This is a genomic window from Alteromonas sp. DY56-G5, assembly GCF_041414725.1.
Taxonomy (GTDB): Bacteria; Pseudomonadota; Gammaproteobacteria; order Enterobacterales; family Alteromonadaceae; genus Alteromonas; species Alteromonas macleodii.
The window spans coordinates 1-19,097 of sequence record NZ_JANHZQ010000042.1; the positions used below are offsets into that span (position 1 = coordinate 1).

At 40.7% G+C, this 19,097-nt stretch carries 14 protein-coding genes; 11 read left to right on the forward strand and 3 right to left on the reverse strand.

All coding sequences use genetic code 11. The features are described from left to right. The first annotated feature begins 340 nt into the window (after positions 1-340). The 8 genes from NO989_RS17235 to NO989_RS17270 all read left to right on the forward strand — a co-directional run bounded on the left by NO989_RS17235 (position 341) and on the right by NO989_RS17270 (position 13,563). Positions 341-1,051: a DotI/IcmL family type IV secretion protein gene (locus tag NO989_RS17235; RefSeq protein WP_015068611.1), complete on the forward strand. Its 711-nt coding sequence runs from the start codon at positions 341-343 to the stop codon at positions 1,049-1,051. Positions 1,052-1,053: 2 nt separating this feature from the next. Next, positions 1,054-1,986 (forward strand): DotH/IcmK family type IV secretion protein, encoded by a 933-nt coding sequence (locus NO989_RS17240; RefSeq protein ID WP_015068612.1) that lies wholly within the window; start codon positions 1,054-1,056, stop codon positions 1,984-1,986. Continuing rightward, positions 1,976-7,819 carry a hypothetical protein gene (locus NO989_RS17245; RefSeq protein ID WP_015068613.1) on the forward strand — a complete coding sequence of 1,948 codons (5,844 nt, stop codon included), beginning with the start codon at positions 1,976-1,978 and terminating at the stop codon, positions 7,817-7,819. The genes NO989_RS17240 and NO989_RS17245 overlap by 11 nt, the downstream gene beginning before the upstream one ends. A 114-nt stretch (positions 7,820-7,933) precedes the next feature. Next, the gene (locus NO989_RS17250; protein WP_015068614.1) at positions 7,934-8,938 is read left to right on the forward strand and encodes a hypothetical protein; all 1,005 of its coding nucleotides are present in this window, start codon (positions 7,934-7,936) and stop codon (positions 8,936-8,938) included. A gap of 2 nt (positions 8,939-8,940) precedes the next feature. Beyond that, the gene (locus NO989_RS17255; protein ID WP_015068615.1) at positions 8,941-9,480 is read left to right on the forward strand and encodes a hypothetical protein; all 540 of its coding nucleotides are present in this window, start codon (positions 8,941-8,943) and stop codon (positions 9,478-9,480) included. 19 nt (positions 9,481-9,499) lie between these two features. Continuing rightward, complete coding sequence (locus NO989_RS17260; RefSeq protein WP_015068616.1) at positions 9,500-9,886, forward strand: hypothetical protein; 387 nt, start codon at positions 9,500-9,502, stop codon at positions 9,884-9,886. Positions 9,887-9,922: 36 nt separating this feature from the next. After that, positions 9,923-10,501 (forward strand): hypothetical protein, encoded by a 579-nt coding sequence (locus NO989_RS17265; protein ID WP_015068617.1) that lies wholly within the window; start codon positions 9,923-9,925, stop codon positions 10,499-10,501. A gap of 11 nt (positions 10,502-10,512) precedes the next feature. Next, the gene (locus tag NO989_RS17270; protein ID WP_015068618.1) at positions 10,513-13,563 is read left to right on the forward strand and encodes a hypothetical protein; all 3,051 of its coding nucleotides are present in this window, start codon (positions 10,513-10,515) and stop codon (positions 13,561-13,563) included. Positions 13,564-13,583: 20 nt separating this feature from the next. On the opposite strand, the gene NO989_RS17275 is transcribed toward NO989_RS17270, so the two are convergent. Then, positions 13,584-14,477 carry a DNA replication terminus site-binding protein gene (locus tag NO989_RS17275; RefSeq protein WP_015068619.1) on the reverse strand — a complete coding sequence of 298 codons (894 nt, stop codon included), beginning with the start codon at positions 14,475-14,477 and terminating at the stop codon, positions 13,584-13,586. Between the two features lie 144 nt (positions 14,478-14,621). On the opposite strand from NO989_RS17275, the gene NO989_RS17280 reads away from it, so the two are divergent. Next, on the forward strand, positions 14,622-15,425 hold the full coding sequence (locus NO989_RS17280) for a GIY-YIG nuclease family protein (RefSeq protein ID WP_015068620.1): 804 nt from the start codon (positions 14,622-14,624) through the stop codon (positions 15,423-15,425). Between the two features lie 79 nt (positions 15,426-15,504). Here NO989_RS17280 and NO989_RS17285 read toward each other — a convergent pair whose 3' ends face one another. After that, a complete protein-coding gene (locus tag NO989_RS17285) occupies positions 15,505-16,227 on the reverse strand; it encodes a hypothetical protein (RefSeq protein ID WP_020746639.1) in 723 nt (240 codons plus the stop codon). After that, a complete protein-coding gene (locus NO989_RS17290) occupies positions 16,217-16,840 on the reverse strand; it encodes a hypothetical protein (RefSeq protein WP_015068622.1) in 624 nt (207 codons plus the stop codon). Before NO989_RS17290 ends, NO989_RS17285 begins: the two co-directional genes overlap by 11 nt. A gap of 161 nt (positions 16,841-17,001) precedes the next feature. Here NO989_RS17290 and NO989_RS17295 point away from each other — a divergent pair, with 161 nt between their 5' ends. Next, on the forward strand, positions 17,002-17,973 hold the full coding sequence (locus tag NO989_RS17295; protein ID WP_015068623.1) for a tyrosine-type recombinase/integrase: 972 nt from the start codon (positions 17,002-17,004) through the stop codon (positions 17,971-17,973). 90 nt (positions 17,974-18,063) lie between these two features. Beyond that, on the forward strand, positions 18,064-18,654 hold the full coding sequence (locus NO989_RS17300) for a hypothetical protein (RefSeq protein ID WP_015068624.1): 591 nt from the start codon (positions 18,064-18,066) through the stop codon (positions 18,652-18,654). Positions 18,655-19,097: the final 443 nt, after the last annotated feature.

The window sequence follows — 19,097 nt, forward strand, 5'->3', positions numbered from 1 at the left end:
GTGATGTGAAATTAAACCCAGAGAACAAAAAAGAAGCTGCTTAACAGCTCAGGCGACAACTACCTTGAAAAACGCCGATCGAAAGCAACTCTATCAATAAAATTAAAAATCAGAAGCTTATCGTAACTGCTACAACAGTTAGGAAGCCTCGATTGCAAGGCGTTTTGCTAGATAAAGGATACCGGACTTTCATATTCAATATTCCGATTATCCAAACAATGTATGGCCCTTCCGGCGACCCAGAAACAAAGTCATTAATGCTTCATATGCGATTACGCCAAGTTGTTAGGACAGAAAATATAAACGGTTTAGTTATTAGCGATTTGGGAATTAGAAAAAGATGAGTGAAGAGAGAGATTACAACGAGGAATTAGAAGCAATCTTTGGGAAGTCAACTGATTTAAGGGTGGCTTATAAAGATTCTGGAATGTATCCATCACAGATAATTTTGGATAGGAACATGTTCCTCCGTAGAATAGTGAAAGTATGTGTCGCCGGTATCGGCCTAGCTCTGGCATGTCTAATGGTGCTCTCATTTGGCTTAAACAAAGCTGCTAACAAAGATCCTATTAGCCTTGCCTTTTTACTTTCTCCTGAGAACAGTGTAGTTGAATTACAACAGACATCGCTCCCAAGTATAACTGAGAAAGATGTTCTAAAATTCGCTTCAGACAAGGTAAAGGAATTTCATAAAATTTCGTTTACTGACTATATAGAATATATCACTTCCCTTGAAGATGAGTTCACTAACCAAAGAGCTTTTGATAACTATCAATTGCAGATGATGAACTCAAAGCTTATTGACCAGATTACATCAAGAAAACTCACATCTTGGTCTGAACCAACTTCTGCTCCTCGAATAGTCGACTTTGATGAAGATAACTATATATGGCATATCCAAATGACCTTCGACTGGTTTATGGGGGGCGGAAATTACTCAACGAACGGTCGCGAATACCAAATTGATTTGATTATCCATTCTGTAAGTCGTGATAAGAACATTCGAGGCCTCGCCGTAGATTCTTACTTCTTAAAATCAGTTAGGGGCTAACAATGAAGAGTTTGCATGTAGCACTTTTACTAACTATCACGAGCTTCACAGTTGAAGCACAAGAAAAGCAGCAACTTCCTGATGATTTAATTCCCTATACAGATGAGGCTGTAGAGACTGATTTATCAGAAGAAGAATTGGAGAACTTAGCGTTTGAAATTTTCCTTCAACGGAAATTCAATATGACGCCTGAGCAGTTAAGAAAATTTGCTGAAATGAAAAAGCAGGAGTCTGAAGCGTTAAAAAGAAAGAAGCCTGCTATACCAATACGGACAATTGATAGCATTGATTTATCACCGGGTGCTAAACCATACGTAATCCATACCACCCCAGGTTGGGATTCACATCTATCAATTATTGATGCAAGCGGGAAGCCTTGGGAAATTGTCTATGACTCTATTGGAAGTTCAGAAGAGTTTACGGCTGAAAAACTTCAAACATCAAATAATAACAAGATAAAGATCACAGGTAACTACAGAGTCGGTTCAACCAATTTAACAGTAGGGCTCAAAGGGTTAGACGAGTTAATAACCTTTGAATTGGTAGCGGATAAGAATGAGTATCATGCCTCTCTTACCATGCAACTACCTAAATTAGGCCCTCTATCTTCTGAGACTCCTTTAGAAAGCCACAATGCCATGATGAGCAACGAGCCATTTATGCAGGAAATCCTGCAAGGCGGCCATTCCCTTAGTGATGATTTTGAAAAGCTAAAAACTAGTAATTCACGGGTCAATGCATGGAAAAAGGGTGAAGTCCTGTTTCTTCTAACTGACCTGACAGTTCACGGTATTGATCCTATCTCAGTACGACATGGGCCAGGGGGCTTCGCGGCCTATGAAATCGCCTATCTACCATCAATTTTGTTTACCAATGATAACGGAACACCTATTTCTGTGTATTTTCAGAAGGACAACTCGAAGTATGAATATTAATAAGTACACAACCGCAATTATGGCACCTTCTAACCGTCCATTTCTTGTCATTTCTGTGATGATTGTGTGCGTAGTAATACTGGGAACTTTGATTGTTTCCTTTATTACAGCTGACGAAAAAAAATCACCGAACACGATGGTTCAGATTGCTGGTGGAGAACAAAAAGCTGATGCGTTAGCCGACTATGATGAAGCCTATGCCGACTCCATAGAGAAGCAGAATAAGGCTAATTATGAAAATGCTACAAAACAGAGAAATGGTGTGCATATCCCGTTCATAATTGACGGCAATAAAAAAAATCAGTCCATAGAAGTCAGCGAGGAAATCGCTACATGTGGTTGCACAATGTCTGATGAAGAATTTCATGCAAGGTTAGCGAGAGCTGGTGTTGAGTTTGAAAACAATAGCGATTATGTGAGTCGTGTTGGGAATAGTGATATTTATATCTCTGCAGATAGGTTTCTTGTTGGTGAAGACAAGCAAAAACATCTTTTAGCAGGACAATCAATTCGTTTAGGCGAAGATGGCGCCTTATTGATGGAAAACGAAGTGTCGTTCAGTGATAAAGGCGGTACTGCTCTGTATTTGGGAGTGAATGGAGAAATTATTGACTCTGAAGCAAAGAAAGTTTCCCTTATGGGCCAATTGCAGTCTGCAAATGGAGTAGTCCTAATGTCCAACGGATTATACGCATTTCGTGCCGATAATATGACTCAAATAGGCAATTCAGATGTGTATCAAACCTTTGACTCTCAATTAGTTACGCTAGATGGAAAACCCATTCGACATGCAGGAAATTTTGTTTTCAGAAATCGTGAGCGAGAGCTAGTAGATATTCGTGAGATTGCTTCAAGGTGGGAATCGAGTGTCATCTACCAGAATACTAGAGGGCATCTTGTAAATGGCTCAAACGAGGTTTTCGACAAGCCAGGTATTCTTTTCTCTTATACGGGGATACTAATTGATAATTATGGAAAGCTAGCTGAGCCATTGGCAAATCTAAAAAGGTTGGGGGAGTCTGATTTATTAATAGACGATCGTCAGATACTGAGAGATAGATTTAACAACATAATCCTTCATTATGGCGATGGTGTATCTAGAGGAATTGGGGACAGGTTATTAACTGGCCACATTTCTGTCAAAAATCATAAAGGTGCTGAAGTCTTGGTAGGAGACGATGGTCTACTTTCAGTTCCTATTGGCTCTGGCGGAATACAGTCAGGAATTCTTAAAAATAGCGAAGGGGTAGCATACGACAGAAACGGCCATCTTATTACAAGACAAGGGAAGCTTACTCAAAAAGGGTCATCAGATATATTTTTAACTAGCGATGGCTTGCTGGCAACTAACCAAGGTAAGCCCCTCCTTTTCCGGGCGAAAGACATCTTCATCGATTTCAATAAATACCTTCCTTCCGGTTTAATCGGGTTGAGAACTTATGATAACCAAGCGGTAACTGACCAAAAAAATAATCAATTATATTTGAATGATGATGGTCAATTCGTGAATCAAAGTGGCGAACTAGCTGTAGTAGGTGTCGATATTCTAACGGCTGATAACGTTGTTGTTTCAGCATCGGGTAAACTTCAAAGTAAAGATGATGCACTTGTTCCTGTAGTCAATGCTGATGGAGAACTACTGTTATTCAATGGTAAGGCTGTCAGGAAGAATAAAGACGGACAGTTATTTGATAGTGATGGAAACCCAATTCTTACTCAAACTGGGGGGCTATTAAGATTAAATGATGCAGGCTTCATTGTAACTGAAGATGGTCAGATCGCTTCAATGGAAGGCTTCAGCTTAAAGAATGGAAATAATGTTGAACAAGGTAGCTTTGGAACGCTTGAGCCCTTGCTAAGTGAGGATGGTTTACCTTTAACCTTCAAAGGAAAAAAACTTTATAGAAAAGGGAATAGAGTCGTTGATGAAGACGGGAATATTGTCAGAGATGATTCAGGTTCAGCTCTGGTTATCTCGAAGGATGGAGAGGTGGTTAACGCCTTTGGTGTGCCAATCACAGATGTAAGCTCTAAATCTTCCCCAAATTCTGATGCGATAGAACTCGTTACTAAGAAAGGGGAAAGCGTCTATGTGAATGGAAAAAAAGTGCTTAAAAAGCCAGACGGTTCTTTGGTTTATGAAGATGGTGGACCTGTTCTAGACAGTGAAGGTCGAGCAGTTTTTATGAATGAAGATGGAGGCTTTGCTGATGCTACTGGCCGCAGGGTCGATTTACCATTTACTGATAGGCAAGGACGCACAGTTTCTTCTAACGAAATAATTGAACAGCCTATTCAACGTTCTTCAAGTCTAACATCTAAAGGCAAAGATATTTTCTACAAAGGAAAAAAGGTTTTCCGCAAAAAAGACGGTTCTTTAGTCGATGAAGACGGAAATATTGTCACTACTAAAGACGGTAAGCCGGTGTTCGCCAATATGGATGGCAGCATTGTCGATGCAAAAGGAAACCCAATTAGCGAAAACCTATTCACCGATAAAGATGGGAGAGCAGTATCAAACACTTCTTTAGATAAAGTAGTTCCACAAGGAGTAATGCTTACTAGTGACGGCCAGCCTCTGTTATTCAAAGGGAAGAAGGTCTTTAAACAAAGCGATGGCAGTCTTGTGGATGAGCATGGGAATTTGGTTAAAGACAGTGATGGCAACATCGTTTTTATGGACGAATCAGGTGCCTTTGTTGATTCTTCTGGTAATGAAATTAAAGAGCGCCTATTCAAGAATAGAGCAGGTGAAACAATAAGTCCTGATGATATAGATCCGCCTCGAATGAGCGTTACCGCTAATGGTGAACCGCTCTTCTACAAAGGTAAAAGAGTATTTCGAAAAAGTAATGGATTACTTGTAGATGAAGATGGCAATGAAGTTAGAACAGAAGACGGAAAAAGTCTGCGAATTAACTCAAGTGGCGAACTAGTGGACGAAGATGGAAAGCAAATTTCCGAACCTCTATTCACTGATGCGGCTGGGAATATTGTCGAAAATAAAACTATTGATGAACCTCCTTTATTAAAGACTCCTTTTACATCAGATGGGAAACAAATTTATTTCAACGGCAAAAAGGTATTCAAGCAACCCGACGGTTCGTTAATAGATGAAAATGGGCTGGTGGTTAAGTCGGCGTCTGGCGAAAGAGTTTATGTAGATAACAACGGTAACCTTGTTAATAAAGCTGGTAAACCAATAAGAAATGTACATCTCACTGATAAAAACGGTATTAGTCTCAAGCCAAATGAGTTCAAGGCATTAGATAATGAATTGGTCACTAAGAATGGATCTCCGATTCTTTTTAATGGCAAACGTGTCTATAAAAAGAAAGACGGCACCCTTGTAGACCAGGATGGGAACGAAATTTTACATAATGGAAGACCTGTTAGATTGAACGAATCTGGGGATGCGGTGGATTACTTAGGGAATAAGATTGAGAAGAAGATATTCAAGGACGCCGCTGGAAATGATTTACCCAATGCCGGATTCAAATCTGAGCAGGTGCATGGGCAGCTTGTCACTGCAAATGGAAAACCAATGCTTTTCAATGGTGAAAAAGTTTATCGTCAACCGGATGGAACACTGAGAACTCGTTCAGGAAAGTTAGTTACTGATGCTAACGGAAAGGTTGTTTATCAATCTAAAACTGGCGCATTAACAGATATCAACGGTAGAAAATTGGCTAATAATGTCTTAACTGATATGAATGGCAATTCTATTGCAAACAGTTCTCTAGACCACCCGCCATTGCCACAAGAAGTGGTTACTCTCAACGGTTCCCCTTTGCTACACAATGGAAAAAAAGTCTTCAAAAGAGCTGATGGATTATTAGTAGATGAGGATGGAGTTCCTATCATCGATGATTCTGGCAACGAGGTCTATTTAAATGAGCAAATGGAATTGGTTGATAGTGCTGGTAGAAAAATCTCGAGCCCTTTTAAAAAAGGTAGAATTTCAACGGTACCCAATGGAGGGTTTAAAGCTCTTTCTTCAGGAGAGGGCACTTCAATAGGTCGTTTTAATAGCACTGCAGACGGTTACCTGCTTGACCAGAAAGGTCGTCCAATGACCTATAACGGCAAAAAAGTCCGTGTAGGGAAAGATGGAATGCTCATTGATGAAGAGGGTAATCCAGTTAAGGATAGCAGAGGTAACTTGGTATATATGTCTGATTCAGGTGCTTTAGTTGATGAAAAAGGAGAAAAGTTATCCGGCACTTTATTGGCAGATGGTGATGGAGTTTTGCTTCTTGCTGATGGCAAGCCAGTTACTACTGAAATGAAGCGAATTGGTAGCACTGACTTTTTCGTTACTAGAGATGGGAAAATTGTCGATCAACATGGACGTCCTTTTAAGGTTAATGGAAAAGCAATTGGTATTGACCCTAAAACTGGAAAGCTAGTCGACACTGAAGGACTTCCGATTAGAGATGCATTGGGGAATAGTCTATTTATGACGGAGTCTGGGGCATTGGTAACATCTGATAAGAAGCCTGCCAAAGGGGTTGTTGTGGTTGATTCTGACGGTTCAGTTGTTGGAGAAGACGGTAAGACAATAAAGAATGCTAAGGATCTAATCCCAATTGCAGGTACTGATTTGTATAAGACGTCTACTGGGCTCGTAGTAGACAAAAATGGAATGCCAATCAAGCGCGATGGTGAGCTGCTTTACCTTGATGAAAACAACAAAATAGTAGATGAACTTGGGCGCAGTGTTCGATTTAGAGGGCAGCGTTTATCTGTTAATAGTTTAGGGCAGGTTACAGGTGAAAATGGTGACGAAATTCTCATTAATGATAAACCGGTATCATTGGCAGACTTAAGCACTGAACTTGCGCCAAAAATTGAACCTAAAGGTGAGGCGGGCGATATTCTGAATGTTGTCCCTCAAAAAATAGAAAATCTTAAAGGAAAAAAAGAAGAAGCTTCTTCAACGCGAACCTTTGATGAAAATGTACCTGAACCAAAATCGGCTGAATTAACTAACGAAGCTGTCGACGACTCAGGCAAAATTCCAACAAGTAGGGTTGATTCAAGCGCAAAATCAAGATTGGCTGCGAGACTTATAAATAAGTTAAATGCCATGGAGAAAACTACAGCAAGCTATATGGATTCTATTGAACCCCAGTATGTGAGCCTTAGTAATTATCACTCTATCGATTCTACCAACGGTAAGGTTGAGAAAGAGGAAGTTCACGCAGACGTCAACAAGGACTCTGCCAATGCTGATGGTGGCAATATTGCAATCAACTCTGGCGATACCGCATATGCTATTGTTCAGCACATGATGGATACCGACTTTAATGATGAGCTTGAAGTGGAACTACATATGGCCGATCCTGATAATCCACTTCACCTCGCTAAAGCCTATGCCCAGGTCGAACTGCGTTACGACAATGCCGTTCTAGCTTTTAAGAGATTTTGCCCTGTGGATATTCCTTGCTTTACGTCAAATGCGATAGGTCTAGATCCAGTGACTGCTTCTGCTGGATTAGGTGTCGAAGTAGATACCCATTTTTGGTATCGCTTTGGAGGAGTTTTTCTCGCTTCCTTTGCCAAAGGAATTGGCGAAGGTGTTGAAAATAGCCAAGACAGAACTGAACAAACAGATATCGTTGCTGGCTCAACCGAGTCGACGACTATCATATCAGGCTTGAGTGCAACGGATGTGTTACTACAGGGAGTAGGTGCTGCAGGTGAAGTACTCATCCCAACTTTAGCTCAAAGAGTTAATCGTCCAACTACAGTAAGAATACCAACTAATACTGAGATCTTGGTGAAGTTCTTCGAACATATCCCTGCTTCGAAATTGAATAAAAAACCTTAAAGAAAAGGGGGCAATACGCCCCTTTTTTGTCTTTCCCGACTTATCTTACATTTGTGATTGTTACACAAGCGCCTGATAGTTAACTTGTCCTCAATTAAAGTTTGGGGGCTGAACATGAACCACGATTTACAACCTGATTTTGCTAGTGACGAAGACGATTTATTCACAAAAGGAGCGCCGTCAACTTCTTCAGTTGTTCCTATCAAAAATCAACCTGAGGAAACTGACAGCGAAACACCGAAATCAGAGAGTAGTAATGAAAACTCTACGAATAAAAGTCGAGCAAAGAAAAAAGCGCATCCTAAACCTCCTCGCTGGTTAACAAATAAATACACCATTTCACTTGTCGGGTTGATGACTCTACTGACTGCAACAGTCACCTATGTTGGGCCGAATAAATTTGTTCAGCAACTTGACGCAATAACTTTGCCCTCATTGAGTGATGGGGATATCCAAGATGAAATGTGGCAACAAAAAATAAGTGAATTGAGTACGCAATTTGAAGCTTCACAAGAAAAAGTTGCAGAAATACAGAGTAACCTCGGTCGCAATGCTTCATATCAAGAACAAATTTCTGAGCTAAGAACTAATCAGCGGGAGTTGATCAGCAGAATGGAAGGAATTCATCAAAATCTTAATGCTACGCTCAGTAAATTAGACTCGCTAGAGTCTGACATGCTTACGTTTGCAACAACTGATAGGGATTTTGGTAACTTGTTGTCACAAGTACAGTCAGCAAATTCAGCAGTTCAAAAGTTAACTTCGCAGACCGAACGAAATACCAAGAACTTTGGTTGGTTGGCCAACAGAACAGAAGCTCTGGAAGATTGGAAAGAGTCAAACATGGAGCCGAATAGAATCGTAAGCGAGCAATCGTCCTCTCAATCTAAAGAACTTGTTCAATCGCGTATTGTTAAAGGTAGCCCCGTAAAGCGGGTTGTTCAGTGGGAAATTAAGCTAGCTAGCTTTGAACGTTCAATAGCTTTCCTTAAAAACAAATCTTCAAACCAAAAACTAAGAGTGACTATAGGAACCAACGTTCCAAACTGTGGAAAGGTTTCCTCAATGAATGCAGTTGACCGAACTATTACAGCAGGCACATGTGTTATTAGGTCTTAGTAGTGGATTATTCAAATTTTATTAATGTATTTCACTCAATTGCTGAGCAGATACCAGGCTTATACAGAGCGTTGATTGTTATATCCGCGATTACAGGTGTTCTTTTAACTAACAGTGGAATTCAAGCGATTTCGAGTAGCAATAAAGCGCATCAACAACCAAAAGCGGGAAGCTATTTCAAAGTATTCTTCGGGCCGTTGATGTTCTCGCTGGGTGCTTTACTCGAAATGGGCACATATACAATTTTTCGTACCCAGACCAACCCCATTGTGCTGATGAGTTACACGCCACAATCGGGTGACGATACTACAGTCGTCTTATATGCAGTTAGGTTTTATATCACTTTTATTGGTTTTTTACTTATGGCAAGAGCCACATATGTTGGTGCGATAGGGGCCGACACTAAACGGGAGAATTGGCATTTTGAAGCATTAGCTTTATACGGATTAGCAATCTTGTGTTACGCATTTGACCTCGGCGTGGACATGATTTCAAACAGTGTAGGTCAGGGTGCTTTAGGCACAGAGTATTTTTCTTTTTAATGAAACTATAGGAATAAAGATGAAAAGAAACCTTAAAACAATTCTAGCACTTGCTGTTAGTGGATTAATTTCGACTGGTGCAGTCGCACAGAGCATAGGCACAGGCGCTGATAACCTAGCAAGTGGCGGTAATAGTATCCTCAACATGATATTAGTCTTCTTGGCGATCGTTGGTGTGCTGTTTGTTGCTAGTGGCATTATGGGGCTTATGCAAGGTAGAAATGGCGGTGGTGGCGAAAGCAACGGCACTCACTGGGGGAAAATTGGTGGCGGTGGCGCATTAGCTTCTATCATGGTTGTTATTTTGATGGTTACAAATCAGTTTTTTGGTGACTCAAATGAGTTCGAACAAACTCGTACCTTAATTCAAGGCGGGAGTAACTCAGGTAGCTCTTCTTCAAACTAGTAACCTATGATCAGCAATCTCAAAGAGCGCAAGAACATGCCTAGTGACCTGAACTATCAGGTTACTAGGCGAGAATGGTCTGTTTTGAATGACAATGATTTTTTGTGTAGCTGCTGTGGTTTTCAATCAGCTCCCACAAAAGAAGTCCCCTCTGGCTATGTAGAGGTGTTTGTTAATTCAGAAGGCGAACCTTTTTTATTATGTTCTATCTGTGCTACTTCAAAAAAATTAGGTAGGCAGGTTAGTGGGAGCAATAATCATGGTTTAATTCTACATGTTACCAATCTCGAGCAAGCTCATGTAAGCAATGTTGCCCGTATTACATGTACAAGTTTAGTTTCATCACTTCCGTATGCTAAAGCTGCTCAAAATTTAATTAGCCAATTTCAACACATGCAGGCTACAAAAAAAGACTACCTTTTTTTAACGGATACTGGGTCTGTAATACAAACCGTAACAGCTTTAACAAGCATTAGGGCTAATAAGTTGGAAGAGGCCTCTTCCATTTTTAAGCACCTTAAATACTTTCCATCAAAAGCTGAATACCGGCATATTTTAAAATACTGGCATCAGGTTAACCCTGACTACTTCTCACCACCTCCCTCACTGACATAGGGTGTAAGTCAATGATATATAACCATCCACAAACGTTAGCTGAGCGATTTTTGTCAAATTTTGAATCCTTAGCACAAATTGTCTCTTCTAAGTTGTTAAAACAAAGCCCAAAAGATTTTGTGAGCCTTGATACAGTGCACGGTGATTTTTGTTTAGTGCAAAATGATGGAACCCTTGTTTCAGGTATTCGTATTGATGGGAGTCGCAGCACTGTTTCACAAGAAGAATATGACGACTTGATTGAAACTATTGAGGAAGACTATAAAGCCCACCTGCAAGAGGGGACGCATAGATTTATTCATTATTTTTCTTCAGATACTGACAAAACAAAAGAAGAACTCAACCGGGTCTTCGGTGACGCAGCAAGAGCAACAGCCAGTAAAATTGGCTTTATTGACACAAGTGTAATTGATGAAGAAGTAGATGCACTTGCAAAGTATTGTCATAGTGAGCGCAATTATTTAGTTGTTTATACTTACGTTAGGAATTTAACCCCGACGGAACGAAAGGAGTTGCAGCGCCTAAAAGAAAAACAAGCTAAGGGCATGCCGTTTATGACGGGAGCTCAATCACTTTCGAAAGGCGTTTCCTTTTATGTTGATAAACATGTCAGCTTATTGAACTCATTACGTGAGATGTTTAGCAATTCTAATATTTTTTGCAGAACCATGGATATCCATGAATTAACTTACGATATACGGTTGGCTTACGATAGTGCATGGACAGCTCCCGATTGGAAAGCTGTATTAACTGGTGACAAACATAGCCTCCAGATACCAGAAAAGAGAAAGGGTGACTATTCTCATTTGGGTTACCCAAGACTCGCTGATCAGCTAATGACACGAGAACTTAGTCCATGCGACAGTTCTACTGCGAGGATAGGTGACACTATATATGCCCCATTGTCGGTAGCATTTAGTCCACAAAACCCAAAGCCATTTAATGCGTTGTATAAAGAGCTACAAAAGGCAAATATCCCATTTAGAATTCACTACGATATTACCAACGGTGGTATGGGGTTAATTAGCTTTCAAGACACCTTGGCTACCTTCCTGCGCGTAACGGGAGGCAGCGACAATAAAGATGTACTGTCAGTATCAAAAGCACTGCGAGACTTAAGGGATGGTGGACACGAAATAGTAAGCCTAAAAATTAATATTTGCACATGGGCTTATAACGATGACATCCAGCTTGCTAAAAAAAGACGAGAGTTAATAGCACGTATTTGCCAGTCTTGGGGTAACACACAAGTTGCTTCTGTAGAAGGAGACGTAGTTGAATCTACACTATCTAGTATTCCAGGCTTAACTAGTGGTAACTCTGCGAAGCCTTTACCGTTTGATTTACACAGCACTGCCAGACTTCTTCCAATTACGCAGCCAGCGTCAGTTTGGGAGACAGGTTCTAGGGTTTACCGGACAGTAAGAGGCAAAATTATCCCCTGCCAACCCTATTCTCAGAAACAGTCACATTGGACAAAGTTAGTTGTTGGCCCAATGGGCTTCGGTAAGACCGTTGAGCTTGCATCTGATAATTGGTCGCTAGTCTTGCACCCTGACGCACAAGAGCTTCCATACATTAGACAAATTGACATCGGCCCAGGCTCTAAAGGGCTCGTAGACTTGGTCAGTTCGTGTCTGCCCGAATCTAAGCAGTATCTAGCTCAATATTATAGAATTCAAAACACGAAAGACTTTTGTGTTAACCCAATGGATACGCAGTTAGGTCTAAGGAATCCCCTTTCAGGGCACATGTCGACTTTGATCAACATAGTAAGCACGCTTTGCCTTCCTGATGACAATACTGCTCCCCCTGAAGGTACACTTGACGTTATTCAGGCTTTACTAAAGTTAGCGTATAGGGTTTGCGCTGAAAGGAAGTCTTCAAAAGATTACCATTCAGGCTACATTGAGCAAGTAGATGCGAAGCTTGAAGAGCTAGATTTCAACCCGCCGACAAAAATCCCAAGGTGGTGGGATGTTGTAGACTTCTTAGCTATCAACAAAGAATATCGACTAGCTTCTCTAGCTCAACGTTATGCTGTGCCAACTTTTTCTGACCTAATAGCATTATGTTCGGACGGTAGGATAGTTGACGATTTCGCCGAGTCTAAAACGCCTACGTTCGAACCAATCGTTAAATATGTTTCTAGGAAACTTCGAGCTGCCATGTCAATGTTTCCGATTTTAAGTGGCGTAACTGTTTTCGACATAGCTCATTCAAGAATAGTGTCTTTAGACCTAGATGATGTTACAAAAGGTAAAGGCCCGGAGGCGGAAAAAAGAACAGCGCTAATGTATACGCTGGCTTACCACATCTTGACCAATGATATTTATAAAGGGCCCGACCAACTGAAGGAAATGGAAGGTCCAGTGGGGATCTTCGAACACGATTACTATTCTTTCCACGAACAAGAAATTGCCAGACTTCAGAGAACTGTTAAACGATTCGTTGGCGACGAAGTTCATCGTGGTAGGAAAGTAACTCAATTTCTTGAGCAGCTTGTGACAATGGTGCTTGAGGGACGGAAGTGGGGGGTTGATGTTGTGCTAGCAAGTCAATTAGGTAACGCGTTCCCTGAGGAAATCAAAGAGCTGGCTACTACAATTATAATACTTGGTGCGGGTGGTAAGAAAAATATCGACTCTTTGGTTAACGAGTTTGGCCTCAATGATTCAATGGCGAATTTGTTGAGAAACTCAATTCGCAAACCTGGCAAAGGTGGTTCAACAATGATTGGTCTTTTCGACACCAAAGATGGTTGGTTAGAGCAATTGTTGATGAGTACGAAAGGGCCAATTTTTCTATGGACTGTAAACTCTACAAGAACTGACACATACATAGTTGAAAGATTAGCGAAACAAATAGGGCTTTGGGAAACGAGAAAGTTATTGGTCCACCGATATCCGCAAGGCTCGTTTGAAGAAGAAATAGAAACAAGAAGAAAGCAGTTGGGCGCTGATGATGAAAAGGCGTCAGGTATCCTAGACTCGATAGTCGAAGACAACATTAAGTATTACAACAACTATTTCTATTCCCAGATCGATAAGTCAGTGGCTTAATTGAACTAGAAATACCGCCATTAGGCGGTATTTCTTTTATACAGGTTCATCCTTTCACTAATCAAAATCCAATCGCTTCCAATTCTGCTTTTGTTCTTTACCTCTGCCGGCGCAATAAAACTGCTAAGGTGGGTATGGTATTTGGGGGGGGAGAAAAGAACATAAGGCAAACTCGCAGCATATCCCTTTGCTTTTTCTGCATCCTCTAATCGGATGGATGATTCAGGCCGCAGCTTTATCCGGCGTTTAACCGCAAATTCTGCGTTTTGATGTGCATCTAGTAACAACTTGTCGTGTTCAAGCTTCTCTAGCCAACTTTGACGAGAATAAGACAAGGGAACGGTATGAACCCCTTTATCTATTTTCTGTTTCAACTCTTCGAGCGTATAAGCTTTATGGAGTGGGCGTGAAACCCAATTGAAATTTACGCGGTGAACATCCTCTTTAAATGCATAGATGGTGCGATAAGCCGACGTTGTGATTAAATAATTGAATCGGTCATGCACGTTCTGCCACTTTTCGTAGGCATCATCACTGCTTTTTACTACTGCCGCTCTAAACGCCTTTTTCTCATTATTGATCTTTTCAATGCAAGCAATAATCTCTCGTTTGTTTTTGGTTGCTACTACGAAGCCAGGGTGTTTTTGTACGAACCGGCGTGACTTTTGTGGCGTTTCATCGAATACGTACATGTCCTTATAAGCATCAATAATTTTTAAAATCGCTTCTTGGCCAGTAAACATATCAACATTAATGCTTGAGTAGCCGTGCTCAATAAGTTCCTCTTCTTGTTCTTTAAGTACAGGCTCAATGGCGTAGTAATATGTTGAAGCCGGGCAGGCGCTATCGAGGAGCAGTTCTTCTAGCTCTTTCAGAAACGCTTCAATATTACTCATGTGGAATTGTAGAAACATTTATTAACCATAGTGCTGTTTACTTATACAGCAATTTTAAGCCTATTTACCCACCAGCTCAAATCTATTCCGGTTTATGGGGTAGTGGCAGTGTGTTATAAGGATGGCTGAATTGTAGTATTAAATAATAGGTAAATTAGGAACATGGATGTACTCAAGCTTTTAGAGCTAGACCCAGTAGATGTGAAAGGCCACTTAGCCGTATGGAACGGAATTGAAAACCCATTAGAAACATTTTTCGACGGGCGATTTGAGCAATGGCAGCAAGCTCAAACTAAGCGCAATTTCGGTCGTAACTATATCGTTTCGCTTATCAAGTTGCCCGGGGTTTGCCAGTGGCTATTTGTCGGTGTTTATCTATCAAAAGGTATCTCATCGTCGAGCAGTGACGGAAAATGTCATTACTATGACACTGAGCTTACTACCATAGGCGAGAGCCTTATCGGGCGGCTGGTAGTTCACTTTAAACGTACAGGGCGTAATTCGTATCCCACCGGTGAAACCCTTTCTGGTAGAGCAACGATTCACTCTATTCTACCAGAGCCAATGGCATTCCAAGATTTCTCCGACTTCAAGCATGTGTGCCTATCCCGAAGTGAACTAGAAATGCTGTATCGACACCAATACCCCTCATGGAAGACCGCGCTTTCATCTGTGTCTGGCGTTTATCTAATTAGTGATAGATTAACGGGAAAACAGTACGTGGGCAGCGCCTATGGGGCTGGTGGTTTTTGGAATCGATGGTCAGCCTATGCCAATGGGCATCATGGGGGTAATAAGCTCTTGCGGTTGCTATTCAATGAAACCGGAGAAGGGGGCTTTAGTCAGTTCCAATACTCTATCCTTGAAGTCTGCGACATTGATTTGTCTAAAGAGTCAGTGATTGAAATAGAGAATAGATGGAAAAGAAAATTACTTTCTAAAGAGTTTGGTTGGAACGATAATTAAACTATTCAACATAATTTATTTTGTATTAATTTAATAGTTCACGCATGATAAGTGTAATTATCATGCGTCAACAAATCTCCTATCTTAATTTCATGTTCATTCCATCTAAAATAAATATATGACCAATAGACATTAATTTTCTGTCTTCATTTTTTAAATTCATATCACCACTGTATCGTATGAAATGAGGTTTATACCTGACCTGTACTATCATTGAATTTCGGAAACTTTCACGAATTGATTGCGCTTTTTTCATAAATAGACGGTCGCGATTAGCCAACCTGCTCGTATCGCATGTTACATTGACTGCGACCATGGGTATAAGCTTGTTATTTGCACGAATGTTATTTATCGTTTCTTCTGGTGAATTGAATAGCAGTGTCTCCAACTCTATATCCATCAGTTGCTCCGTTGCTTTGTCTAACGCCTTTTCAATTCTATTATTGTTGTTGTTGGTTGCGCTGCTTCTTACTGCCTTGCACTCAATAAAAGTGGCGTGTCTCTTACTGAATAAACCTATATCAATGCGCCCCTTTGATCCTTTTTCATATCTTGTTGCTGTCATTTCGGATACTGGCCAAAAGACAGCTTTGTCATTTCGATGCAGATTGTAGGCTGCTTGCATGATGAGTGGCGTTAGGGACACTTCTTTGGCAGCTGTCGGTAAGCATAGTTCTGGCACGATGGGAACAGATTCTCTGTATTCGCAAATTTGTCGACATACTTCATCCATTAGGTCACGTAGAGAAGCTAGCATGTTGTTGGGTGCAAAAATTCTCCAATAATTTTCTTCAATCAACACTTACACTCCTAGCGATTAATTTCACTACGCTATTATATAAATCTGACTGGTTAAGCGCTTCTTGTCGAGGGTTGCCGGTGCGCTTCTTCGTTTGCTTTGCTGCTCTCCAGCCTTCATTGAAAGCCAGTTCGATAATTAACGATAAGCGCTCTCTGTCGTAGTTTTTCAGTCTTTTGGTAAAGCTGTCGAGCATCAATTCGGTGCTATCAAAGTTTCCTTCGCCTAACCGCTGCTTAGCCAGGTCCACATCGTGTTCATATTCGCGATAGTCGGGTGACAATAAAAAGTCTATCGCCTCTTCCAATGTGTCGGCGCCCACCTGCGCTTTAAACTTATCAAGCATATTAAGAGAATGTGATTTTAATTGAAGATTTTTTATTCCTCTGTTTTCTCTATGTTTGTGCGCTCTAAATCTATTTTGAAGCTTTTTAATGGCATCTTGAGTAATTATTTTTCTAAGACAATCATAAGTCTTTTTAGTCTCTAAAAAATCAATGTCTTTATCGTTTATAATTTCTTTTTTGCCACTTATAAAATCGTCGCTTTTTAAAGATGAAATGAATTTATCAAAATTCTTTTCTATATATTCCTGCCAAATCTTATCGTTGCTCACTACCCTGCCCTGCGTTTGCGTTACTTATAACGCTTTTATATCACGGCTATGACCACCCTACTATTGTTATTTTATGTAAGCGTTATATGTAACGCTTTATTTGCTCTCTTTGCTGTGCTATTTTATTATTATAGATAATTATGTTTATATCGATTAATAGCATGGCAAATGAAATCGCGTTAGCGCAAAGCGACTTTTCGCTGAATGAAGAACATCGAAAGCTGGTGGTTCAAAATTTAACTGAACTAAGAGACTCGGTGTGGGAAACGATGTCGTTGAATACGCGTAAGGCTTATCAGTCTGATTTCAATCAATACCTTAAGTTTTGCCGTGCACATGCGTTGCCGGCACTGGCAAGTGATTGGAAAATTACCAAGATTGCATGCCAGGCGTTCTTCGATGAACTTATGGCGTCTGAGCTTAAACATCACACCATCAAACGAAAGCTCGCGTCGGTGCGCTTTTTCATTGGCGTAAGCGAGTTACCCGACCCATGGAAGCACTCCAAGCTTTTCAGTCGTTATGTGAACGGGAAGCTTAAAGAAAAACCAGCGGCGCAAAAGCAAGCAAAGCCATTAAAGTTAAATGATGTGCGTGTAGCAAATCGTGTGTTAAATGTAGACTCGTTATTGGGTTTACGCGATGCGGTGCTGATCAATGTCGCACTCGATACACTTTTTCGCGCATCCAACATTCTGGCCATTGAAGTCAATCATATCGACTGGCAAGCGAAGACAGTTTTTGCCCCGCGTTCCAAAACGGATCAATCGGGTGAAGGCCACTACGGGTATTTGTCTGACGAAACTGCAGAGTTACTGACAAGGTGGCTCGATACCGCAAAAATTACTGATGGTTATATATTTCGCAAACTCTCCCCTAAGCAAACTGTTCAGAAAGAGCCTATGCAATACCAGGCATTATTAAAGAGGTATGAGGCAATTGGTATGGCCATCAACACCGATGGTAAATTTACCTGCCACAGCACGCGCACCGGTGGTGTTCTCACGCTCATGGAGGCTGACGTACCTATGGCAGAAATTGTGCTTTCGGGAAACTGGAAAAGCGAAGCCATGGCTATACGCTATGCTAAACAATATCAAGCTGGTAAAACGGGCATGGCCAAAGTTAGGTGAGCGAGCAGTTTGCCGATTATTAATAGTAGGTTGATAATGAATCAGGCTACTTTAAAATCAAATTTCACTTTACTATTTTAGGAATTATAAATGATAAAAAGGATTATTTTCTCAACCCTCCCTGTGATTTCAATCTCATTATTCGGTTGTGGTGCGACTCTGCCCGGATATAATTCTGGACTATCCTACGAAGATGTTGCGGCGAAGAGGGCACCACTTTTTGAACGTGTAGAAGGCTGGTCTCTTCAACCAGCGTGCACTAATCTTATTGGCCATTTAATGTACGACTACCGCCATGTCTACAGAGAAGAGAACAGTATCCTTGTCGCTCCATTGCTGAAGTATACAGATTATGACATTAGAGGTAACCATGGCACTATGACCTATAGGCGTGGTAAGAATGCTGTTTACAGTTATACATTTTATAAAGACATTAACAGCAACCTTTTAATCGAAGATAATAGTTATAAAGAAAACGATAGTACAAAGACCCCTAAGAATGCTTATTGCGCCTTTTGCACCGATGACGGGTTTACGGATTTTGCGCTAAAAACGCATACTTTTATCGCCGCAGAAATTAAAAAGCACAACAAAAACAAAACCTGCGATGATTTCCAAGAGTTTTTAGGGAATGAAGAGAAAAATTACACTTCTGAGTTCTATGAAATCAGCTCGAAGTAATTCTTTATGTATTCACAACATCTAACTGTGTAAATAAAGTCCGAAGTCGAAATGAATTGCTGCGGAGTCTTGGAAGACTACTTAGGTTTGAAGTACACTTGAGGTGGCTTCAACCCTTGAGGTTGATGATACAAAAAGGAGGGCCATATTTTGACCAAGTTTTTGAATTACACTCGGCATCCAGAATAGCGGACAGAGAGCCATGGCCGGAGGGAAAGCTCCCCTTGTTCAGCTTGGATGCTCACAGCATGTAAAACCCTACCGGCCACCTCTTCACAGTTAAATTATCTTGTGTTTTTTAAGAAATTCCATCATAGCCTCTTGTGTACCAAATGCACCTAACAGCATCCTTCTAGCATGTATCTTAGAATTTTCGTCTTCTGCCTTTAATAAAAGTTCATACCATGTCTTTACTAATACTACTGGTGGTTCTCGCATAAAAT